We start from the raw sequence: 24,437 nt of genomic DNA, 5'->3' as shown, positions 1-24,437 counted from the left end.
CCTTAGCGATTCTAGTCACCACCCTCGACGCATTTAGTTATTCTTTATCTTCGCGCTTTCTCCTATGCTTTGCAGCGAACCCAGCAAAACCAACAGACGCTAACAAGCCGGCAAGTATTGCAGATTGCTCAACGTTACTACCAGTCTTGGCGAGCACAGGCTTTGACTCTGTCTCTGGTTGTGCAGTCTCTGGCTCAGTCTGCTCAGGCTGCTCAGCTTGCTCAACCTCAGGCTCTATAACTTGAGCTTCAGGAATCACAGAAGGCGCAAAATCTGGCACAAACGGAATCTCAGGCGTTGGCACAGGTGCTGGAGCTTGCTGCTCCGGCTGTGGCTCCGGAGTTGGCGGCAACGGAACCGGCGTGTACTCAGGAATCACATCAATTTCCATAGTAAATTCTGCTTCGCGACCGTACTTGTCGGTAGTGGTAAACGTTAGCTTAACTTTTGGCTTGCCGTTCACAATCTTCGGAGTTCCGGAAATCGTGCAAGCAGTGTCAGCGCATTTTGCGCTAATACCGTTTACAGAATTCTTAACCTGGGAAACTAAATCGTTAATAGTTACTTCCTTGCCGTCTACCGTAATCTTTGTATTCTTAGTATCCGGCGTTCCGTCAGCATTAAGATTGCCTTCAGTCATGTTTTGCAATCTGAAGTTCGTGAAAATACCCTCGCGAGCAGAACCACTAAACTTGAACTTCATTTTCTTCATAAGCTCGAAGTTTGCAGTAACAGTGATTTCTTTCTTTGGTTTAGCGTCAGGAATAGCATACAAATCCACACCAGCATCGTCAAAGAGCTTCTTCAAATCTTGCAAAGTCGAGCTATGCAAAAGCCTAATTTTAGCTGCAATATCAGGCCTTTCCTTTTCTTCTGCGATTTGTATAAGAAGCTCGCGCTGTTCTTCCGAAGCGTAATCTTCTTCGTTGACCGTAAAGTCTGGAATCTCAACATCTGGATTAACAGATCTTATAAGACTCTTGAAAGATTCCAAAGAAGATTCGTGGCTAGCGCGAATAATACTAGCTACGTAATGTAAGCCGTTAATATCCGCAAACTGAGCTAACGCTTCTTTCTTCTTATCAAAAGTAATCTTGTTATATTCAGCTATGTCTATTCCAGCTTCTTGCATCAAATTCTTCAAAGCTTCTATTGAAGAACGCTTGGACTTGGAAATTTGCTTAGCGAGCCATTCATTTCCAGCTTCTTTAGCAATTTTTGCAAGCAAAGCTTTTTCATGAAGTTGCTCAATGACTTTGTCAACATCAATGCCACTCTGGGCAAGCTCATCCTTAATCTTTTGCAAGGAATCGTTAGACTGACGAATTCTAGAAGCTAGATTAGTGTTACCCTTTCTTTCAGCAACCTGAGCTAATTCTTCGCGCTTAGCATTGTAGACATTGTAAGCTTTTTGCTCCGCACGACTCTTTCGCGCTTCGTTCAGCAGATTTTGCAAAACAGCAAGCGTAGAGTTACGCGAATCACTGATCAGCTTTGCAACATAGTGCATTCCGTCAATCTTAGCCAAACGAGCCAAAGCTTCGCGTTCTTCTTCTGTAGCCTTGCGCTTATCTGCTGGAGTCTCAGTCGTAATAGAAGTCCAATTCTTGAACACGTAGCCCTTATTTGCAAGCACATCTGGAACCTGCATAAGGAAATCTCCAGCGTCGTTTCGCACCCAATATACTGAAACTGGCTCGCTACCAGCATTTTCAAGAGGCGATTTTTGCAAACTTCCGCCATCTCCAGCTACATACGTCACCTTCGTATAGTTCTTTTCTATGAACTTAGCTGCAGCAGTGCCTTCAGCTGGCAAATCGTTATTTGCAATAACTTTTGGCAAAACGTACACGCGCACAGGCAACTTAGTTGTAACAGTTTTTTGTTTACCGCCAGAATCAGTTTCATCAATAGGCTTAGTGACATTCACCATAATTGTTGAAATTCCAGGCTTTGAAACATCAACCGTAGAGCTATCATCTATAGATACACTCACTTTAGGGTCAGTGTTATGTACGAGCTTATTAACGTTTGTAATACTCTCACCCACGCCAATAACTGTTTCTGGAATCTTCACATCGTCAACGCCATTTTGCTCAGCAACGAAGATGCGCGGCTTGCTAATATCCCAATTGTCATGTAATAATATATTCGACTTATCGCCGCTTGCATTATACATTTGCCACTTTGTAAAACCAGAAAGCGTTGCAGCAGTGTCGCTTGCAACCTTCTTAGCAAACTTAATGTTATCTTCTTTATCTTTTCCGTGACGAATATACAGCAGTTTTGGCTTATACGAACCGTCAGCCCACGTTCTACCAAATCCTGGAAGGAATATGGTTGCAACATAGCCGTCTGGAATCTCGTCTTGCTGGGAAGCGTCGATAACGTTTTCTACGCGCTTATAAACCGCTTGATACGTAGTGTTAGCTTCATATTTATTTGTCGATATGCTTGAGCTTTGCAAAATTTCGCCTGTCTTAACTTCATCTATAGTAAGAGGCTTAGCATTATTACTATTTTCTGTAAAGCTATCAAGCTTCTTCCAACCAACGAACTCGTAATGGTAGCCATCAGCATCATAATCCTTGCCAATAGCCTGCGGAGCTTTTACGCCAGAAGTTTTGTTCGTATGTGCGTAGAACAAGGTTCGAGAACCACTAGCCATAGTTCCATAACTATTATTCGTAATGAAGTTAACCTTCTTATACTTATCAGTTATTTCCTTATGCTCATTTTTCTCATCGTCAGTTGGATTAGCGCCAAGATCCTTTACATTTTCACCGTAAATCAAGTCGTACATTACTTTAAGCTTGCCAACAGTCTTATAAGGAACAGGCTTTTCCACGTCTTTATACTTAACACTAACTATTAACGGAACAGTGTAAACGCCAGCTTTATCAACAGTTGGAGCAGTAGATGCATACTTAACTGTTACACTCTCTACATTTGGATTCTTTTCTGCATCAGTCAAAGAATCATAATTAGCAATGTACTTTTCTGGACTTGGAAGAGTCTCTTTATCTCCGCGAATTGCAAGCAAAGTATTACTCTTAACTTCTGGAGTAGCTAAAGCTGTTTGATCTGCCACGAACTCTTGGAAGGATTCATTAACAGTCCAATTTGTAACTGGTTCAATAGCTTTAACGTCAGATCCATCATTACGCATACTGCTTCGAGACCACTTACCAGTAGCACCAGTTAACTTCTTATTAAGCCAGTCTAATGCTTTAATTCCGTCTTTTTTAATCTTCTCAAGATCAGTGCCCTTCTTTACGTAGAACACCTTAGGGCCACTTGTGCCGTCATTCCACAATCTACCTGGAGCAGGCTTGAAGATTGCAACTACAGCATCCTTAGGAACTTCACCACCGTCAGACGAATTGGAGAAGTAGTCAATCTTCTTGTAAACAGCGTGGTAAGTTACACCGTTTTGCAAATTCGCATCCGTGTAGCGGTCGCTTGAATTTATGTCAAACTTCTGCTCTGGATTCGGATTCTCAGTAGTCGGCTCTACAACCTTAGTCGTCCAGCCCTTAAACACAAAGTGGTAATTATTTTCACTGTGATCCTTACCGAATGCTTGCGGCACGCGGATTCTAACCTGCTTACCTTTATAAACGTACGCAGTAAGCGTAGTTGTTACGTCAGTAGAAGGAGTAGTGCCAGTCGTATCGTGACCAATAATAGTGCCTTCATCATTCTTGCCGGTAAAGGTAATCGGTGCGTACTCTTGTTCATGCTTACTGCCGTAGTCGCTAGTCTTAAACTTATCCCAATCGCTTGCGTACACCAAATCTGGAAGCACTCGGTACAGCACTTCAGCTTCAGCTGGCTTTTCGCCGCCAAGCTTCACTTGCACTTTAATCTTGTGCAAGCCCGGAGTGCTGTCAAACTTTTCGCCAGGCGCAAAGCTGAACGTAGCACCCTCTGGATACTCATTAGCATTGGTTATGAGCTTCTTAGCAGACTCGCCACTTGTAGTACTAATCTGTTCAGTTGGCGTAAGCACTTGCGGAGCTGCGGCAACAGGAGCTTTTAGCTTGAAGTTAGCGGTGTAAATTACTTCAGGGCCGTTCTGCTCTTCGGAGCGAATCGGCAAGCGCTCTAAGCCGGTAGCATACTTAATCTCCGTAGAGCCAGGGGCATACGAACCGATTTGCGAAGTCCATTTTACAAACTCAAATCCAGGCTTCGCTTCTACTGTTGGAAGCGGCATCTGGTATGCCTTCGTGCCCTTAATCGCATCGTACACAAGAGCAGAGCCGTCAGCTACCTTACTTCCTTGCCAGTCAACAACGCTACCCATAGAGCTTTGGTCTTTGGCCACTTTAAACACGTAGCGCGTATAGTGATCCGGGCGATACGGAGGCTTCTCAGCATTAGGCTTCTCAGCATTAGGCTTCTCAGCAATATACTTGCGCTTAAGCACGCGAACGTCGTCATATACAAATTTGAATGTATCTTCGCCAATCTGCTTGCCATCTTTGCCAATTCTATATAAAACTTTCTGCTGCGTAGTTCTAGGCATAAAGCCTTCAATCGGCTTGTAGAATGCTACGTCGTACTTTCGATTTACAGAGCTGACTTCACTTTCTGGAAGAAGATCCTTTTCTTCGCCGTCCTTACCGATAGTTACATAGCGAACCTTATACTTGCGCGTATTGTAAGTTTGGTACACAAACTCGCCAGTATTATCAGTTTCATCACTCGATGCTTCAAAGCTCGTGAAATGCTTATCCGGGAAGTGCGTTTCATCGCTGTAGACTGCTTCCGCATTGTAGCGCAAATGCTCGCGCAAGCCGGAAACCGTTTGAGTAGAAATGTGGTCTACAAGCGCTGCTTTGGCTTCTTTCGTAGCAGCATTTTTATAGTCATCAAACGTTACGCCTGGCTTTAAGAATACGTGCTTAAAAGTGCCGTTGTAGCGAGTATCCTGAACCCACACTGCTCTAAGCGTTATATCTTCTACTACTTTGTTACCAAAAGCGTAAGGAGTATTAGCTTCTACTACCTCATTGCCCTTTTTAACAAGCTCCCAGCCGTAGAAGTCGAAGCCTTTGCGCACTGGAATTTTAATATCATTTTCGTGAATAGGATCGTTGTGGTTACACATAAACGTTTTAATTACGTTTGGTCCCTCTTTTCCGTCTTCGCCAATCTCATGCATCTGGTAGTCAAGAGTTACAGTGTGCTGAATATTTGTTGGAAGACCCCACGCAGCGTAAAGCTTAATGCCGTTGACTGGCACTGTAATATCTTTGTCTTCGCCATTTATAAACCGAGTGCCGGCCTGGTCAACAGCCCAGCCTTTAAACACGTAGTCTTTTGGCAAGTAATCAGGGCGAATGATGGAGTAAGTTTTGCCGTTAAGCGTGAAAGTGTACTTGCCATCTAACTGCTTAGACGTATCGTTAGCATCGTCTTTAGTTACAGAAGCATCGTAAGACTTAACGTTGCCATTGTCGTAGTACAAGTCTGCGTCTTTGCCCGTCAATTTAGCATTGCCGCGCTTAGACAAGCTATACTCAAACGGCAGGTTATCTGTAGCAGCGCCATTGTCGTCCTTTATAGCATTGCCGTCCGCATTATAAAACTGCACATCGTACGACTGGCGCTTGTATTTAAATACAAGGTAGCCGTTTTCAGTATATTCTGTTGAGTCTTCGTCTCCACCAGCTAAGTGATTACGGAAGCCTACATGGTACTCTTCCTTAAAAGCTTCTTTTACATCATCATCTAGATCATCCCAGTCTTTTTCACCATTTTTTTTATATTCAATAGAATGTGAATATAAATCTGATAATAGCGTATTATCAAAATCATCACTATCATATTTATCTATATGAAGCTCTTTGTCAACAGAGTTAAAACCAGCTATGAATGAAGACTTATGAGGGTATTCCTTGTTACTAGTATCATCTTTGCTATACGAATCCGTTGAAAGCACATAATCGTCATCGCTTATCGTATCACCCTTTTTATGTTTTTTAGCAGAGGCAATACTTTGCTTTTCAATGATTACCTGAATAGGCATAACCTGAGTATTACTGGTATCAGCTGTAATCAGACGCTGATTATCTTTTAACTCGTATGTATTATTTGGATCACTATCAGGATTATCACTAATTTTAAGCTTGTGATTATTACCCACTACACGGAATTTAGGGTCAGCAAATTCTTTTTTAGTAAAACGAAATGGAGGAGTATCACGAAACTCTATTCCCCCTGCATATCCAATACGCCACCCAAGAGAGCCTGTATCATCATTAAAATCTAATTCATTTACATTAGGCCAAATATCAGTAAGACTTTGACCATAACGAACATTTACACGGTAACCTTTGTGGTTAATTGTATTGTTATCCTCATCTTCGTTTACTTCATCATACTTCTCTGAGCAATTGCCGCCGCTAGCATAGCAATAAATAGTTGTTTTGCCGTCTTTGTCTTTTCTTTTTATAGCAGCATTGTTTAAACGCTCAGCATCTTCTGAAGATTTAAGTACAGCAGGCTTAGCAAAAATAAGCTCGTACTCTTTGCGGTCGTAAACTAAATCAAAAGTATTATCTAAGTCGTTAGCAGAAAGCTTATTGCTTGTATTATTAGTATCTTTTGTGAATCTTTTAGTAAGCTTCTTATTCACATGGAAGTAGCGCGTGAATAAATCCTTACCATTGTTTTTAGAATCACCAGGATGCTCAGTATCATACCCTTCTAAGCTTGTTACAGGCGTTTCGTTCATCCAGTTGAACTTTGCAATTAAGCCATCCTTATGGTCAGCATTTTTGCCTTGCAGCTCTTCTCTAGTTAAACCGAGTTCCGGGTCCTCTACATAATCATCTACGCTTGCGCCATTAAGCTTACTAGTATCCTTAGCAACGCCAGCATCATCCATATTATTAAGCGCAACTTCACTGTCTGTCTTAACATTCTTGCGCTCAACAAGACCAACAAAGTCGTAATTTGCAAGCGAATTAGGATTCTCTTTGTCAACCAAATCCGCTTTTTGCACCCACACGTTCACGCGGTAGCTGGTAGTATTGTTCGCTTCCCAATTAGCGCGAAATTGCACATTGTGATCCGGCATCTTGTAGTCACCAAGAGAAACAATAGTATTATCAGCATAAAGCGGATCACTCTTTTTGCTAGGATCGACTACAGACCAACCCTTAAACGTGTATCCGCGCTTAGTTGGATCTTTAACTGGTGGTACAAGTTGCTGGTAATACACTTTTTGAGCAGTAACATCCGTGCCACCATCAGTGTCGTAAGTAACATCGTAAGCCTTACGGTAGTAGCGAAGGTTCAAAATCAGCTTGTCGCTTTCACTATCCGAATCCGAAAGCGGTGAGCTAATAAGATTGTGCTCTGGTTCGTAGCCTGGAATATACAAAGCTATAGCGCTCACATCTGAGCCAACAGTGCCAGTAACTTCAGTGACGTGAATAGGATCCCCGTCCTTATATTCGTACTTTTTTGTTACAGGATCCTTCACTCTGTGCTTTGGTATAATAACCTTACCAATACCAAGATTTGCAGCTTCCTTAAACTCGTTCTTATTGTCAATTTGCTGCAACAAGTGACGCACATAGTACTTAGCTGTTTTAGGAGCGTAGTTGATGTTCAACTCGCCGTAGTACTGAATGCCATCTTCTGCTTTTGGCTCTGTAGAGGACGAAGATTGCGGATTTGTAGTTGCTTGAGATGATGAGGTTTGCGGAGCTTGAGCGCCGTTATTACCTCCAACAGCCGGCCTTTCTTTTACAGCGTAATCAGTAATCAGCTTTTTGTCTATACGCAAGTAGCGAACAGCATCCGCATCCGTACCGTCGTCAATAACAAACTTGCTGTTATCTCCCTCACCTTTTTTAACGTAGTACTGGTAATCACCGGAGTGATATACGGATGGGCGGTATCCAGCAGACTTTGGAAGCTCAATGTATTCGTACTTACCATCCTTGCCAAGATTATCGAAGCCGTCTTTGTCAATCGTAAGCTCATACGGCTGCACAAGCTGCTTATTCGCAGCGCCACCAATCGTGTAGCGAACTTTCAAATTGTACGTAGCTTTTGGCTTTTTGTCGGTTTGTACCTGTGCGTTGGCTTGCTCTTGGGTTTTCGCCTCTGGATTATCTGTATTCGGCTTAATTACCTGGCTATTTGGATCAGTTGCTGTGTTTGTTGCGCCAGCGTTTGGAGTGCCAGTGGTCGGTGTGCCAGCGTTCTGTGTGCCAGCGTTTGGTGTGCCAGAGGTCGGTGCAGGAGAAGGTGAAGACGTTGGATTATTGCTCGAAGCAGACCCAGGCTCTGAAGCAGTGTTTTGTGCAGTAGCTGAATGCGTAGCGCTTTTATCTTCGCTTGTAGCACCTGTAGTTGCACCTTCTGCACTGCTTTGCGAACCTTGAGCATTGGTTTGCGCACTTGGTTTTTCTGAACTTGGGTTCGCTGTAGTTCCAGCACCAGCATTAGCTTCTGTACCTGTTGAAGTTACAGGAGTAGACGGTGCAGTTGTATTGCTTGCAGGAGCCGCATTCGGAGTTGCAGTTGTATTATCTGCAGGAGTTACACTACTCCCGTCGGAAGCACCATCGCCACCCACAACAGACCTACGAGTACGCCCCTTTGGTGTATTTGCATCGTTTACTGTATTCGTATTTTCTGCGTGAGTGCTTGCAGGTTGTGCATTTGTATTCTGCTCTGTCGCAGTCTTCGCGCTTTCAGCATTTCCAGACTGCGCATTTGCAGGCTGCTTATTTTCAGCTGGATTAACCTCTGCAGGCTTAGTACCCTCAGAATCAGCATTCGAAGCAGCTGGCTTTGCGTTTGAAAGCTGCTTATTTTCAGCTGTATTAACGCCACCAGCATTTGCATCCGGTTGCTTTTCTTCCGGTTGCTTTTCTTCTACTGGCTTCGTTGCATCTGGCTTCGCAGTCTTTTGATTAGCTTGATCATCAGCAGTCGCGTTTTTTACAACAGAATCAGACGCTGGCGCACTCACAGTAGTAAATCCAGCAGTAGATCCAGCAGCACTTACTGTATTTTCTATAGAAGAAGCACTTGCTTTGGATCCTGAAGCTGCATTCTTAATCTCAGAAGTCTTCTCAGAAATCTTTGTAGGCGTAGCAGACTGGACGCTATGAATAGTATCAGAAGAATGTCCAAAATTAACCTGTTCCGAAGATCTATATAACTGCGAGTCAATTCCTCGCTGTTGCGCTGCGCGTAACTGTTGTTCTGCGCGTGGTTGTGATTCGCCCTGCTCTGCTTCACTATTATTTACTTCACGCTGCTCAATCTCACGCTGTTGCGCTGCGCGTAACTGTTGTTCTGCGCGTAACTGTTGTGCTTCACGTAGCTGTTGTGCTTCGCGCAACTTTTTTGCTTCAATATCGCGACGAGCAAGCTCCACAAACTTCTGAGTTTGCGCGCTTTTATTGAGCACGCTAGCGCCCCAACGCTGCATGTTCAATTCGTCTACATCAGGCTTACCTTTGCCCATTTTTTGCGTAGTACTAGACGCATCAATAATATCTTTTTGCGTAGGTTGCAATGCGGCAGCAGCTACCGACGGTAGCATCATAGCCAAAGTAGAAGCGACAGCAACACCGGCGACACCACGATGCAAACGAGCGTTCTTCACAGTCTCAGCCTTATTAGACTTTCTAGTCTGCACAGACTTCTTTACCTGCACATTCTTTTCAGCCTTATTAGACTTTTCTGCCTGCTTAGACTTTTCAGTCTTGCGTATCGCTTTCATGTTCTCCGCATCACGTAAAGCTTTACGATTCGCCATCACGTCTCCTCGCTTCAATCAATTCAAATACCAGATCGTCACACAAAAAACCAAACCCAAAAAACAACCTACATATATACTATATGACTATGCAGTATATATGCATAAAATAAACATTTGTTTATGCTATATTTACGCACAATAAAATAAATACAGACGCATAATCACTCATACCCCTAAATGTCATATTGCCAATAGCACAACTAAATATTGTACCACCCCCCCCCATTCTATTTTTATGAATATATTCAAAATTATTACAACATGCGTAACATCTACACAAAACGTGTTATATACTTGAAAGATGTGCCTTCGCACATGAATGCGTATTTTGCGCATTTTCATTTGAAAAATTAAAAGGGGTCGATCGGTTTCGACGGCGATCTGTTCGCCGCGGGGAAGCGTGCCGAGAATGCGAAAGTCCACTCGTAAACGTCCTTTCGCAAAAGAATAAGTGCTAAATCTAATCGCACTGAGTTCGCTCTCGCTGCCTGAGCTTCGCGCCAGGATTAACCAGTGAGCAGCTGCTCCGTTCACCCACTCACGTCTTCGGAGTGGTGCTGAACGTCATTAGAAGACTTGCTTGAATTGCCGAGCTGCAGGGCAATTCAGGGACTTTTACTGTAGATATGCTCGCCATGAATTGTCTGCGATAACATGGGGGCAGAAAAACTGCCGCACGGCCAGCAGACTACGCACGTAGAAGACCGAGGGTACGGTCACCGGACCGGGGTTCAATTCCCCGCGACTCCACAAACACAAAAACGCCACTACTCAAACAGTGGCGTTTTTTGTAGTAAATCCCAGTGTTTCCAACGCCTTTAGCGTAGATAAAACACTAGAACAATGGCGGCTGACTTGATGCAGTCCTATGCTCTAAAACTCGCTTAATAGAAACATATTGAGTCGTCAACATGCCATTATTGTCAATACTTTTACGAATCAGCATAGCAACTTTATAAATATCGTTCTTTCTAAAAGACTCTTTACCATCATTCAAACGTTTAATGAAATCCCTATCTTCAACCTGAACAAACTGAGTTTTTACACCATCAGTAATACGCCATTTACCACCATCGCGGAACGAAATATCTAATGCTTGTACCACTGTTTCAACGATACTCTCCTCAGTTTTGGCGCTTACAGAAGAATACTGTGATATTCCATACGCGTCTTCAGAATCTACAGTTTCTGCGCAATAATCGTCGCTAAACGTTACAGAATCAACACCATCAGACATAGCAGGATCAACAGTTGTCTTCAATGTCTTCAAATATTCTTCATTTGTTAAAAGCTCAACAGAAGCCTTATACGTAGTGAGTTTAGTACCATCTGGAAATTCTAATTTTACGCACTCCAACCCAGTACGCTCATCTGTTTTATCAGGAGCTTGCTTTACTGGATCACCCTTATACAAAACATGCTTAACAGCTTTAACTGTTCCCAGAAACACACCAACAATAGCAGACGCATTAACTACAGCATTTACTGGATTGCTAGAAAACAAATCAACAATGCTATTAGCAACACTCGCAATAAGGTCAATATTAAAAGACCCCTCACGAGTAGCCTTTGCCTTCAAAGATATAACGCAATTAGGAGCAGTATGAGCTTGAATCTTTTCAAACGCTTGAGATAATGCCAAAAGTGCAGGAGCAAGCTGCTTAACATCCATTTCATGAGACTGTAGCGCAATACCATCATACTTAACAGTAAAATTCGCACTATTCTCAGAATTAAGAACTGTTACATTACTATCCATTACTCACTCCTTTCATTAAAAACTTATTTTACTATTAGCAAAGCGAATATTTGCAATTTGGCTTATTAAACGCGCGCCTTACCAATATATGATTCACACAGGAACGGGAGTGGAAAGGAAAGAGCGATAGTCCTGGATAACATCACAAGTAACGCCAAGAGCTTCAGAAAGAGGCCAAATGTGAGTAAAGAAAAACTACGCCTCGCAGCGGTATCATCATAAATCCAGTAGTTCTGCAATATTCTAAAAAATTATGAAATCACAAATTTGGCAAAGCAGACATAAAATCATTCACAGCTTTAAAAGCTCCAAAAAAGAACTTAGGATTATTTATTATAACCGAGAACACAATTGTTCCACCATTTTTACGCGTAACATTACCAGTCATAGAAGTTACATCAGACAAAGATCCTGTTTTTACACGAAGGAAACCGGCAGAATTCTCATCAGATAAACGCTTCCTTGCGGTTCCAATAAGCCCAGGAATAGAAAGACCCTGAGCTGCAGCAGCACCAGAACCCTGTCTAATATTCAATAACTGAACCTGAGCTAAAGTAATAGCTCGAACTGTAGAATCTGGAGAAAGACCAGAACAATCTGACATATGAAGACCACGAGTATCAACTTTAAGTTTCTTCAAACCAGCACTAATAGCAGCAGTAGCACCTTCCGGACTATTCTTCTCCCCTACAGCCAACGCTGTTAATCGACCAAACTCTTCTGCGAGAGTGTTGTCAGAATGACGAAGCATATACGACATAACTTCATTCAATGGCGCTGAAGAAACTTTAGTTAAAAGATTAGCGTTACGCGCAATAAGTGATTTTTTGTAGCTTACAAATATAGGTTCCGGCGTAGGATTCTCAGCTGCAGAATTATTACTATCATCACTGCTGTTTTCGCTACTTCCGCTATTTTCACTATTCTCTTTATTTTCGTTATTTTTTGATTCATCACTCTTGCTATTAGATTTTTCACTGCTAGTCCACGAAAGTACAGAAATACCTTCACGAGTAAGCAAATCAGCAAAAGTCCTACCAGCACTTTCAGCAGGATGCGGATCAGAAAGAGGAAAATCAGTAGGATCATCAGCATCAACACCCTGCAAAGCAAGATTTCGCTGCCGCGCACAATCTACTGCCATAGAAGAAGTATCAGCATAAAAGCGATGCTCAGAGTCATTCTTGTCGATTAACGCAGGCCTACGATTAGCACCAAAAAGTGAGTCATCTACAGCAAACTTTACAGAAGTAATGTGTTTTGCTTTCAAAGCTTCAGCAGTATTATGAGCAAGAGTTTCAAGACCAGCTCTACCATTTACATGATTTTTATCGCTTTTTCCTACGCCTAAAAGCATATCTCCACTTCCGCGCAAAACTAAACGATACGAACCGTGTTTTGATATTTTAGAAGAATTACCAGCGTTTTTGGTATCAGCAGTAGCTTCTGGCAAAAGATAAACTTTTGTGTCTAAAGTAGATCCCATATCTAAAGTACGAGAAGCTACAGCAGCAGTTAATGTTTTTAATGTAGAAGCAGGAGCCCTAGGAACATCCTCGTTTTTAGCTGCAATGATTTTGCCTTTAGAATCAAGAATTACTATAGAAATGTCACTTCCTACCGAAGGATTAGAAGTTAAATTATCTACGATCCCTGAAACAGAATCCTTATTTACTGGGCCGCCTTCAGAAACATTTTTTGCAAGAGTTGGGAAAGTTTTAAAAAGTTTCGGAAGATGAGTTGCCTCATAAGTTTGATTCTGCTTATGCATAGTAAGCGGACCAGGCGCAATATCATATATGTCAAGAAAAATATACGAAATCATAAGAGCGCAAGTAACAATAGCAGATGCGGACACTACAAGAATACGTAAATTCGAAGCAAAGCGTTTACGCATAAGCGTACAAGAAGTTTTTGTAGAAGGAACACTAGAAGAAGAAACAGTCTGTTTTAACGATTTTTTACGCGCTTCTTTAGACGTGAATACATCTTCAGGTAGATCTACGATATCCTCAAGCTGACTAGCCTTTTTTTCATTATCAATATCAGCCTGCTCAATATCGTGCATTAGTGCACCCTCATCTCATCTAACTTAACAATACTATGAAAGTATACATTGCTCTTGTCACAAAACTCATGCATAAACGCTACGCAATACGCAATTAATACGCAATTAATACGCAAATTAATACGCAATTAATACCGCAATTAATACGCGAATTAATACGTCACTAAAAGCTGAAATTAATGTAACTAAAAGCTTATTTAACAGGTAACAAACTATCTATTAATAAACTTTTCGTAAGCAACTTCATCCGCAACAACGTCTAGCTCACCAATCCACATAAACGGATCATTAGCCTTGCAGAACCCGTATTTGAAGAAATAAAGACCGTCACTAACGTCTAGCGAGAAAACGCCGCCCATGTTGAAGTATTTAACTCCAATCTCATGTGCCCACTGAATTAAATCCCATATAGAAAGATAACCTGGGCTTACTTTTCCTTGCATAGTTGCTGTTGCGCCATACATGTACCAAAGTTGGCCGTTATAAGGCAATCCCAACATGCACGCAATAGTTTCGCCCTCATACTCAGTGCTATAAATCCTCATATCCGGATATGCGGCTATAAGTCTTTCAAAATATTCTTTAGGCCTGTAAGTAATACCATGCCTTTTTGCCATTATTTCTGTAAGATTGTAGAAAGTATCAATATCTTCCTGAGACCTACCCCAGCGAGACGTAACGCCAGCTTTTATAGAAGACCTTATATGCCTTCTAGTCATAGAGCTAAACCCAGCCATTAATTCTTCAGTTGACTTGCCCTCAATGTTAAGAATCATTTCACAGCGCGGATTTGAGAAAGTATGTATTTTTTCTCCATCGCTTCTAAAAGTAAATCCTAAATCTCTATACTTTTTAACAAGATTCTGATCGTTTTGAACACAAGGATCCATTCTCAGCAAAAACGCATTATACTTTTCAAACAACGGTTTTGCTTCTTCAATCAGTTTTTTAGTAGTTTCTGTATCGTAAAAGTCTGATACTGGACCGCGAGGAGCGTACAGGAACATTTTATCATCCACTGCTTTAATACCAAGAACTGACATAGCCGCAGTAATTTTCCCATTTTCTTCAAGATAAACATACTCGCTAATCCAATTATTTTTAACTTTTGCCCATTGCATATCTTGAGTAGCATATCCGTACGGTGAATTTTTTACGAAATTCTCATATTCTTGAACCTTGGCAGAATCATTCTTATCAAGTATCGGCATCTATTCTCCTTTTAGCTAATACGTGATTTTAATACTTGCATCGTATGATTGCTGTTCAATACGATTTTTATGTAATCAACGCAAAAACTATATTCTTAACTATATTCTTAATTTAGTAGGGTAAAAATTTTTTAGTTAGTATGATTTAAATACTTAAGTTACGCTGTAATCGACGCGAATCTGCGCAAGTTTTCTACAATGCGAATCATGCGCTTATCCATTACTTTGCCGCCAAGAATTACGCCAACAACCAGCACAATTGCGCCGTTTATTACAAACAAAATGCTTGCAATCCACAAAAGATTCGTGTTAAGGATCATAAACGCAATAGCTGCAGCAATAGACGGAATCATGCATACTGCAGAAAGAAGCATAAAACCTATTGGCGCAAAGGATCTAGCTCCTGCAGAACCTTGCGGCCTAGAAAATGGCTTTTCGATTGATGCCACAGGGTACATTGCAATGCACGAAGAAATTAAACCAATGCCTATAGTCGCAAAAGCTACGCCAATTGGCGAAAGAATCTGGAACATAACCGCACATACACTTTGCTGAACATGTGCTACGAAGAAAAGGAAAACGTAAACTCCTACTCCAAGAATCGCAAAATAAACAGCGCAAATCACAGACCAAACTATTGCGTTAGCTAGGCGATCGTGCGAACCTTTTACGCCAATAATCGCGTGCATAGTAAAAGCTGTGCCATCGTATGCAATATTGTTTCCAACAACCATGCCCATAAGCAACGCAGCATACATCATCCAGGCAGAAACACCTAAGCTATCTGTTAGAGAATCAAATCCTTTAGCTTTAAAACTACCTCCTCCCGCAATTACCAGCATAAAAAGCGGCGCAATAAGCAAAAACAGTTGACGCATATCTCTTCTCATAACGCTAATAATTCGCGCAATAATCGCACCGACTGTGTTGTCTGGAACTGCAGCAAACAATCCGATTCCCTTAGTTTTAACAACTGTTTTTTGCTCACCACGAATAAGCTTCGGCTCTAATTTTGCACAGAACACAGAGATTGCAAAGCAAACAGCAATCGTTACAACGCAAATAAAGAAGCGAATAGCAAGAGCAAGCCAATTGCCATTAATAGCATCGAGCGGCAAAGCAATAGCTGCACTTAATGGCGTAAAAGCGGACGCAGCGCAGAAACTTGAGCTGATCACAATTCCATTTGATGAACTACCATGCGTGTTCATTGACGTAATAAAAAGCATATACGCTACGAAAATAGCAAAGTAAAAAATGTTTCTTGAACGCTTGTTTATTAAAATAGTATCCAAAAGTTCAATAAGCATTTTGCTTAAAGACACTATTGTCGCAACATAAAGAGGAGCCGCGATTACGCTTGCTAATACTGGCACGATTCCAAAGCTTCTATACGCTAAAGACCACAAAACAAGCGCGATTGTGCAGCTTATAGAAAGCGCTCCAAAAAGAGAGCCAAGAAGCATGCCAGCTTGCTGCTTTACGCAAGGAATGCCGTAAAGCGCAAAACTACGAGACTTTAGAGTTGTGTCGCTGCCTAACATAAACAGGTTTATAAACAGCGTAAAAATAGACACAGTAGATGCAATTATTATTGGAACAACTTGGAATTCCTGCCAATCTTTAGTATCTTCAATCATTCCTGGATCAAGGTACTTTCCTGTTTGCCAGCCGGCAAAACCAAGAGCGCATATAATCGCAAGTCCAAAAACAATGACTATACCAAAGCCAATTTTTTGCCAAATTGACTTTCGCATAACAGAAAAAGTAAGCGCCCAGCGAAGGCGAACCATTGTAAAAATCATAGACATGATTACTTACCGCCTTTCGCTCACGCGTTGTGATTACTTGCGATTGGTGTTGCGCTATTGCCGCCGTTAAGCCAGTCGATTCGCGCAGCCGCGTGACGTCCGCCAACAAGCTCCATAAAGCGATCTTCAAGTTCCTTACCTTGAGCCACCTCTGCAAGAGTGCCAGCAGCCGCAACATGACCTTCGTTAATAATCGCAACGTGCGAGCACATTTTTTCAACTAATTCCATAACGTGCGAAGAAATAATCACCGTTCCGCCAGTAGAAACATACTCGGCGAGAATATCCTTCAAATTTGCGCTAGAAACAGGATCCACTGCCTCAAAAGGCTCGTCCAACACAAGCACGCGCGGGCTGTGAATCATAGCTGTTGCAAGGCAAATCTTCTTCGTCATACCAGTTGAATAGTCCGAAACCATAGTGTTTGCAGCTTCTGTTAAGTCGAAAGCTGAAAGCAAATCGTTCGCTCGCTTTACGGATTCCGCGCGGCTCATATCGCGAAGCATGCCAGCATAAGTTAAAAGCTGAAGGCCGGTAATAGTCCTAAAGATCTCATCCGCTTGAGGCATTAAACCGATTGCGCGCTTAGCACTATTTACATCGCTCCAAACGTCGTTGCCAAAAATTGAAGCCGAGCCAGAATCTGGCATAAGCAAGCCCGTAAGCATTTTAATCGTAGTAGTTTTACCAGCACCGTTAGGGCCGACTAATCCATAGAAAGAGCCTGCTGGAATGTCTAACGAAAGATTATCTACAGCAACTTTTTTTCCAAAAGTCTTAACAAATCCGCGGATAGAAACCGCTGGAACATCTTCGCTGTCAGCGGCGTAAGTGTTTGCGCCAAAAACTGGAACAGAATCTACCATAGAAACCTCGCAACATACAGATAAACGCACGTATTGCGCCACATTATGCGCAATCGCACGCTTACATCAAGAGCTCTATTATCTCATATCTTGCGTATAAACACACTACAGATTCGTTATATTTGTCTCATGTTTGAGACATTTGTAACGTTTTTTGGCTGATTTTCGTTAGATTTGTATCACTCATGAGACATTTGTAACGTTTTTTAGCCTAAATTCGTTATATTTGCATCATTTATGAGACAAATCTAACGAATCTGAGACAAAGCGCGAAGGTAGGTCATCGCTCGCGTACTCCAATCTACCGCCCCGTGTGCTGAATAGGCTTCCACTCGCTCTTAGAGAACACAGCCTGGAACGCAATCGGCACGTACGAAAGCATGAAAATCGGGAAACTAAGCGCATACGCAAAAAGCTCCTTATTCGTAGCTCCAAGCTTATTATGCTCAACAAGAATCGTAAGAGATACGAAAACCATCATTCCCATAACGCTATTAACAGTTGTAATAACTAAATTAAGCACAGAAGATATCTGACTTGTCCAAGTCACGAAACCACAAGCTGCAAAAATAAAACCAAGTATAAGTCTTACTATTGCAAGAACCATGAACGGACATAGCATTAAAGTAAAGTCCACAGAAGAAAAATCGCGCTCGCGAATACCATGCTTTATTAAAGCAGCACCATAATATCGGAAAACTTGCAGGAATCCTTTACTCCAACGCAAACGCTGTCTCCAACTTTGACGGAACGATACAGGCTGCTCGTCGTAAAGCATTGCTGCACCACAATACCCGACTTTATCACCGTGAAGAATTGAGTCCATAGTAAACTCGAGATCTTCAGTAAGAAGATGGAACTTCCATCCACGGTTTCTGTGCATTATCTCACTTGAGAACATGAATCCCGTTCCGCCTGCGTGACAGCTAGAGCCAAATAGCATTCTGGAATTATTTGTAAAACGAGACTCGCGAATAAACCATAATGCGGATCCGGAAGAAACCCAATTATCTGAAAGATTCACAGAATTACGGTAACTCGTTAGAATTTGATATCCAGCATGGAAGCCTTTATTCATTTCTTCAATATAACGGCTGTCTAGTTTGTTATCTGCATCGAAAACAAAATACGCATCGTATTTCTTATCGTCACCGACTTCCATAATATGGTCAAGCAGGTAGCTTAAAGCGTATCCTTTGCCAATATGTTCTTTATCGAAGCGTTCTATAACATTGCAACCAGCATCTCTACCTAATTGCGCAGTATTATCAGTGCAATTATCTGCGACCAACCAAATATCGATTAAATCTCCAGGATATGTTTGCGAACGAATACAACTAATAAGGTTACCTATAACAGCTTCCTCATTTCGTGCAGAAATTAGAGCAGCATAATGTTTATCCATCGGAGCGTCCGGAAAAACAACAGGTTTTGCAACAAGAGATACTATTGCGCAAACACCTTGATACACAACGCTACCTATGCCGATAATAATTACGAGTATGTCGAATACTGATAGGAGAATCATTTATTCCATCCGCTTCGTGGGTTACTTATATTGCTTTTTGGCTGCTTCTTTGACTTATTAGCTAGTGCAATTTTATCAGCCTGATTTTTCGATGCAATATCGTGATTTACAGCATCTAATACTTTTCTAGATATAGCGATTGTTGTTAAATCATCTCTGCTTGCGTCTTCTTCACTACTATTTTGTTTACCGCTAAGCATTGATGCTTTAGAACTTCCTTTAGTTTTTCCGCTATTAGAATGAGCATTATTTTCTGGATCAATATACGCTTGCTTATACCAGTACAAAATATCATCGTTCATCGTTACTCGAGAACTACTCCCCTTCATAACACGACGAACACCATCTCGCATAGGCTTTACAAGATTATTACTAATGGTTTCAATGCCGCTGACCATTATAGACTTGTGAACCGGCTTAGGATCGCTCATCAGTGGAGAAGATACTAGATCATACTGTTTTGTGCAAACTCTTAAGATAGCTTGCAAACTAGCAGTAACAGGTAACGCTAAGAATGCACCTAAAGCTCCAAACACTGCACCCATAACTAACACGGATAAGAATGCTACTGCAGGATTAAGATCCATAGTTTTTTGCGAAATTTTCGGCGAAATTACCATATTTTCTATCTGCTGATAGATAGTAATAAATATGAGAACTGCTACTGCAGATCCTATTCCTTGCGAACCCCATGCGAATAATATTGGCAAAGCTCCGCCCAAATAACCACCGATTGTAGGAACAAACTGTGACACTATTCCGCAGAATAACGAAAGCGGCAACCAATACGGTATTTGCATAAATATTAGGAATATTGCAGTACCTGCTGCGTTAATAACAGCCAAAATAATACGCGAGAAAAGGAAGCTGGAAATCTGCTCCTGCACAACAGACCATATGAATAGGAATCTGCGCTGAGACTGAGGGTTCATCCAACGGCACATGCTGCGTCTCATTGCTGGACCAGCTGCCGAAATGTAGTACGTCACCATAAGTATTGTGAGCAAATCAAGCATTGCAGCAAACAATCCCCATGTTGTGTTCAAAGCTTGGCCTGCAAAATCAATAACCCATGAAGTTTGCACATTTTTCATTATTTCTACAAACAATTGCTCAATATTTGGCATTCTAAAGCCAGTTGAGTGAAGCACCATATGAGCAATCTGGTTATACAATTCTGGCAATCCCATAGCCATAGAAACCACTTGCTGCACAAACATGTTACCAAAAAGCACAAGTAGCATGCCCACAATAACCATAAGACCGGTTAAGCAAACTCCGGAAGCAACTCCTCTTCTCCAACCATGTTTTACGAGTCGAACTACTAAAGGTTCTAAAGCTAAAGCTATAAAAATAGAAACTATTACATCGAAAACAATAAATGAAATACTATTCCACGCAAACCACAAAAATACTGATATAAACGTAACTATAGCAACATATATGAGTGCGCGTCCAAGCCAATCAGGAGGCCTACGCTCATCTCCTTTTGCTGGGAACAACGACGCTAAATCTAGTTTATTACTATCCGCAGCGCCAAACTCGTTCAGTTCATGTTCTTGATCGTTCATAAATAACTATTGTACTGTTGCGAACTGATGTATGAATCGCGCGTTAATTAAACTTCGTGAATTATACGTAACAAAATCTTAACGAGATAGTCGAGTCGCTGAAATCCAAAAACCTTTCACTTCTTCTAGACTTTTTAATTGAGTTTTTCAGAAAGGAATGTGTCTCCATGACCACTTTGCAAACGAAAGAAGATGCCGCAGCCCTTATTGAAAAGGAAGGCATTGAATACGTATCCGTACGATTTACTGATTTGATTGGTGTTCAGCAGCACTTTACTGTTCCAGCTGACGAGTTCTTGCACAGCGCATTTACTGATGGTATGGCTTTCGACGGCTCCTCAATGCAGGGCTTCCAGGCTATTAACGAATCCGATATGAAGCTTATTCCGGATGTTGATACCGCCTACATTGACCCATTCCGTAAGCATAAGACTTTAAACGTTGCGTTCTCTATTGTTGACCCTGTAACAGATGAGCCATATTCTAGGGATCCACGTCAGGTTGCTATTAAAGCTGAAGCTTATTTGAAGTCCACCGGCATTGCTGATACTGCAAGTTTTGCTCCAGAAGCTGAGTTCTTCATTTTCGATAAGGTGCGTTTTGCTAATGACATGCAGCGCTCATTCTATGAGGTTGATTCTAACGAAGCTCCTTGGAATTCTGGAATCGACACTGAAGATGACGGCAGCAACAATATTGGTTTTAAGAATCGCGTAAAGCACGGCTACTTCCCTGTGCCACCTGTAGATCACAATCAGGATTTGCGCGATGACATGGTTTACAATTTGCAAAAGGTTGGCTTGATTCTTGAGCGTTCTCACCACGAAGTTGGCGGCGCAGGTCAGCAGGAAATCAACTACCGTTACAACACACTTGTTCACGCTGGCGACGATTTGATGAAGTACAAGTATGTGGTTCATGAAACTGCTGCTTTAGCTGGTAAAGCTGCAACCTTTATGCCAAAGCCAATTGCTGGAGATAACGGCACTGGCATGCACTGCCATCAGTCGCTTTGGAAGGATGGCAAGCCATTGTTCTATGCGGAAACTGGCTACGCTCAGCTTTCTGATATCGCACGTTGGTACATTGGCGGCTTGATTAAGCACGCTTCTTCTGTGCTTGCATTTACGAATCCTTCGCTTAACTCTTATCACCGCTTGGTTCCAGGCTACGAAGCTCCAGTCAACTTGGTTTACTCTGCTCGTAACCGTTCTGCAGCTATTCGTATTCCTCTTGCTGGTACGGAACCTGCTGCTAAGCGTATTGAGTTCCGCGCTCCAGATCCTTCTTGCAACCCATTCTTAGCGTTCTCCGCTCAGCTTATGGCAGGTTTGGATGGTGTTATTAACCATATCGAGCCTCCTGCACCTGTTGATAAGGATCTGTACGAGCTTCCTCCTGAGGAGCACGAGGGTATTAAGCAGGTTCCTTCTTCGCTTGGTGAGGCTTTGCAGGCTTTGGAAGAGGATCACGACTTCCTTATGCAGGGTGACGTGTTTACTAGCGATTTGATTGAAACTTGGCTGAATTTGAAGCATGAGGAAATGGATATGGCTCGTTTGGCTCCAACTCCACTCGAGTATGAGCTTTACTTCCACATCTGATTCTGTAGTTAGGTCATTCTAAATTAAAAAGCCGGCTCTACGATTTCGCAGAGTCGGCTTTTTGTTACTAGCGCAGTAAGCGTTCTGCACCAGTGTCCCATAACACCGGCTTTGGCATCAAGCAGATTTTTGCGTTAGCTGCTTATTTTTTAGCACGTACTTTACGTCAGCTTGAGACGCAACTTTCGAATCATGAGTAACAACGATCACACATTTTCCGTGCTTGCGAGCAAGATTCTTTAATATTGCAATAACTTCCTTAGTCGTTTTCGGGTCCAGGCTGCCTGTAGGCTCATCCGCTAAAATTACCGGCGCAGAAGATACTAAAGCTCGCCCAATTGCAACACGCTGCTGCTGCCCGCCGGAAAGTTGCGTAATATTGCGATTTATTTCTTCCTCCGTCAACCCAAGATCTACTAGAACTTGAGCATCCGCGCGCGAATTTACTAATCGCAAATTTTCTAACGGCGTCAAATAGTCAATAAGATTAAAATTTTGGAAAACAAGCGAGATATGCTTTTTGCGATGCTCACAATATCCTGTTTTTGCAATATTTTCACCATTAAAAAGCACTTCTCCACTATACGGAGTATCTAATCCAGCTAAAAGCGAAAGCATAGTGGACTTTCCAGCTCCAGAAGCTCCCATAATACTGTACATTTTGCCAGTTTCGAAATCTGCATTCACGTCATTTAGTACCGCAATATTTGCAGGTCCGTAAGTGTACTTCACATTTTTTAATTGCAATAAAGCCGACATAATAAGCTCCTTATTTTTACATAATTTAAATACGTTTTATACGATTTGATTCATTTATACGATTGCGTTTTTAGTAGAAAATGCGCATACGCAACTACATTTCTGCTAACTCATAGCGCTTAGTATTTGCCGAGGCTTTTTTATTAAGATTGGCAGCACTGCAACAATCAACGCAACTATTGAAATAAGCAAACCCATAACAAAAGCAGTAAGCGTTTGCACCAATGGCAATACCGGAACACCGTCCGCAATAAATGAAGAATCTGCACCATGCAAAATCGCAGAACCAATAACGCCAGAAAAAGCAGCACCCAATCCCAGCGAAATAACGAATGACACAATGTTAAGTATCACGATTTCAACAAGTAATTGGCTAACTATTACTGCTTTCGACAATCCAATAGACATAAGTACGCCAATCTCGTGCATACGCGCTCTAACCCAGAACACTAGTACAAGTCCAAGCACTAAAACGCCAACAAAACTTAGCGCAACAAAAATCATTCGCACAAGTTGTTGCACAGAGTTAACTGATCTTATTACACCAGACAATTGCGAAGCATTCTGCTCTACATCCGCCCACTTGCCGGCAATACTTTTAGCATCACGTATTGCATTAGCTAATAAATCAGAACGCTCAACAACACAGCGCAGAACACTTCGCTTAGCAGAGCCAGCCAAAGACAACGCCGAACTTAAGTCAGTAAATATGCGATTTTCTGAAGTATCCGAAGGAAGAGCTCCCTTAGTTTGCAATTTGCCGGCAAAAATGCCAACAACGCGAACTTTTACATTAAACCCCTGCTTAAGAGTTATAGTAGAGCCAATCTTAAGATTATTCTTCTTAGCAAAATCGCGATGCACTATTGCGCTACCAGCAGAACGATTAGTAATATGCTCACCCTGCACTAAACGGTACAATCCTTCTTGAAAACCTTGAGATAATCGAGAATCTGTTGTGCCAGTAATTCCGGCAGCATGAGCCAAAACATCATCGTCTAGTCTTGGACCTTGCAATGGAAGCACAATTTGCTTCCCAACAGGCGTAGCTAAAACATCGCGCTCTTCCACTACAGTTTTTACTCCCGGAATCGCAGCAAATTTACGAATTTGACTAGAGTCAATTCCTTCATTCGCGGCTAAATCTTGCGGAATTGGAGAATTAGACGTAGCAGCAGAATTAGAATTTGTATTACTTTGCTCTGGAAGAGTTTCACCTCGAGTTTTTGCTCGTACAGTAAAGCCTAAAGCAATACTGGATTGAAGACGATTTCTAGCATCATCAACAGAAGCACTAATACCAGCTTGCGAAACTAGAGCGCTTAAAACAAGAGTCATGATCAGCACAATTATTGCGTTGCGTCGAGGCTTGCGAAATATTGCAAGCCATGCTCTAGAGCATAAAGAAATTACACCAACACTCATAATCACTCCAAATAAACTTTGCTAAAACTTTCTAAA

The 24,437-nt window shown here is 41.9% G+C and carries 11 protein-coding genes and 1 other RNA gene; 2 read left to right on the top strand and 10 right to left on the bottom strand.

Going from position 1 to position 24,437, the window contains the following annotated elements:
• Positions 1-37 precede the first annotated feature (37 nt).
• Positions 38-9,796, bottom strand: coding sequence for an InlB B-repeat-containing protein (locus tag ACNEUN_RS05665; RefSeq protein WP_463631415.1), 9,759 nt, complete (start codon positions 9,794-9,796; stop codon positions 38-40).
• A gap of 359 nt (positions 9,797-10,155) precedes the next feature.
• On the opposite strand from ACNEUN_RS05665, the gene ssrA reads away from it, so the two are divergent.
• Positions 10,156-10,552: a transfer-messenger RNA gene (gene ssrA, locus ACNEUN_RS05660) on the top strand.
• A gap of 82 nt (positions 10,553-10,634) precedes the next feature.
• On the opposite strand, the gene ACNEUN_RS05655 is transcribed toward ssrA, so the two are convergent.
• The 7 genes from ACNEUN_RS05655 to ACNEUN_RS05625 form a co-directional block, all read right to left on the bottom strand.
• The gene (locus tag ACNEUN_RS05655; protein WP_463631414.1) at positions 10,635-11,558 is read right to left on the bottom strand and encodes an LAPAL motif-containing putative phage structural protein; all 924 of its coding nucleotides are present in this window, start codon (positions 11,556-11,558) and stop codon (positions 10,635-10,637) included.
• A 259-nt stretch (positions 11,559-11,817) separates the two neighbouring features.
• A complete protein-coding gene (locus ACNEUN_RS05650) occupies positions 11,818-13,626 on the bottom strand; it encodes a D-alanyl-D-alanine carboxypeptidase/D-alanyl-D-alanine-endopeptidase (protein WP_463631412.1) in 1,809 nt (602 codons plus the stop codon).
• Positions 13,627-13,838: 212 nt separating this feature from the next.
• Positions 13,839-14,837: a lipid II:glycine glycyltransferase FemX gene (locus tag ACNEUN_RS05645; RefSeq protein WP_427877328.1), complete on the bottom strand. Its 999-nt coding sequence runs from the start codon at positions 14,835-14,837 to the stop codon at positions 13,839-13,841.
• A 158-nt stretch (positions 14,838-14,995) separates the two neighbouring features.
• Positions 14,996-16,648, bottom strand: coding sequence for a hypothetical protein (locus ACNEUN_RS05640; RefSeq protein WP_463631410.1), 1,653 nt, complete (start codon positions 16,646-16,648; stop codon positions 14,996-14,998).
• 20 nt (positions 16,649-16,668) lie between these two features.
• Positions 16,669-17,514 (bottom strand): ABC transporter ATP-binding protein, encoded by an 846-nt coding sequence (locus ACNEUN_RS05635; RefSeq protein WP_463631408.1) that lies wholly within the window; start codon positions 17,512-17,514, stop codon positions 16,669-16,671.
• Positions 17,515-17,815: 301 nt separating this feature from the next.
• Positions 17,816-19,042, bottom strand: coding sequence for a glycosyltransferase family 2 protein (locus ACNEUN_RS05630; RefSeq protein ID WP_463631407.1), 1,227 nt, complete (start codon positions 19,040-19,042; stop codon positions 17,816-17,818).
• Positions 19,039-20,613, bottom strand: a complete 1,575-nt coding sequence (locus ACNEUN_RS05625) for an AI-2E family transporter (protein ID WP_463631406.1) — start codon at positions 20,611-20,613, stop codon at positions 19,039-19,041. Before ACNEUN_RS05625 ends, ACNEUN_RS05630 begins: the two co-directional genes overlap by 4 nt.
• 167 nt (positions 20,614-20,780) lie before the next feature.
• Between ACNEUN_RS05625 and glnA the strand changes: the two genes are divergently transcribed.
• Complete coding sequence (gene glnA, locus ACNEUN_RS05620; protein ID WP_427877337.1) at positions 20,781-22,217, top strand: type I glutamate--ammonia ligase; 1,437 nt, start codon at positions 20,781-20,783, stop codon at positions 22,215-22,217.
• A gap of 117 nt (positions 22,218-22,334) precedes the next feature.
• On the opposite strand, the gene ACNEUN_RS05615 is transcribed toward glnA, so the two are convergent.
• Together ACNEUN_RS05615 and ACNEUN_RS05610 are read right to left on the bottom strand one after the other, a co-directional pair.
• On the bottom strand, positions 22,335-22,976 hold the full coding sequence (locus ACNEUN_RS05615; protein WP_427877339.1) for an ABC transporter ATP-binding protein: 642 nt from the start codon (positions 22,974-22,976) through the stop codon (positions 22,335-22,337).
• Between the two features lie 105 nt (positions 22,977-23,081).
• Positions 23,082-24,401: an ABC transporter permease gene (locus ACNEUN_RS05610; protein WP_463631404.1), complete on the bottom strand. Its 1,320-nt coding sequence runs from the start codon at positions 24,399-24,401 to the stop codon at positions 23,082-23,084.
• Positions 24,402-24,437: the final 36 nt, after the last annotated feature.

Source organism: Gardnerella sp. C0684A1 (genome assembly GCF_055326835.1).
Note: the sequence above shows the minus strand (reverse complement) of the source record. Positions and strands in the feature narration are given on the sequence as shown.

Excerpts from the sequence above, each read along its gene's own strand:
- ACNEUN_RS05665 (WP_463631415.1), bottom strand. The coding sequence starts at position 9,796 with ATGGCGAATCGTAAAGCTTTACGTGATGCGGAGAACATGAAAGCGATA.
- ACNEUN_RS05655 (WP_463631414.1), bottom strand. The coding sequence starts at position 11,558 with ATGGATAGTAATGTAACAGTTCTTAATTCTGAGAATAGTGCGAATTTT.
- ACNEUN_RS05650 (WP_463631412.1), bottom strand. The coding sequence starts at position 13,626 with ATGCACGATATTGAGCAGGCTGATATTGATAATGAAAAAAAGGCTAGT.
- ACNEUN_RS05645 (WP_427877328.1), bottom strand. The coding sequence starts at position 14,837 with ATGCCGATACTTGATAAGAATGATTCTGCCAAGGTTCAAGAATATGAG.
- ACNEUN_RS05640 (WP_463631410.1), bottom strand. The coding sequence starts at position 16,648 with ATGTCTATGATTTTTACAATGGTTCGCCTTCGCTGGGCGCTTACTTTT.
- ACNEUN_RS05635 (WP_463631408.1), bottom strand. The coding sequence starts at position 17,514 with ATGGTAGATTCTGTTCCAGTTTTTGGCGCAAACACTTACGCCGCTGAC.
- ACNEUN_RS05630 (WP_463631407.1), bottom strand. The coding sequence starts at position 19,042 with ATGATTCTCCTATCAGTATTCGACATACTCGTAATTATTATCGGCATA.
- ACNEUN_RS05625 (WP_463631406.1), bottom strand. The coding sequence starts at position 20,613 with ATGAACGATCAAGAACATGAACTGAACGAGTTTGGCGCTGCGGATAGT.
- glnA (WP_427877337.1), top strand. The coding sequence starts at position 20,781 with ATGACCACTTTGCAAACGAAAGAAGATGCCGCAGCCCTTATTGAAAAG.
- ACNEUN_RS05615 (WP_427877339.1), bottom strand. The coding sequence starts at position 22,976 with ATGTCGGCTTTATTGCAATTAAAAAATGTGAAGTACACTTACGGACCT.
- ACNEUN_RS05610 (WP_463631404.1), bottom strand. The coding sequence starts at position 24,401 with ATGAGTGTTGGTGTAATTTCTTTATGCTCTAGAGCATGGCTTGCAATA.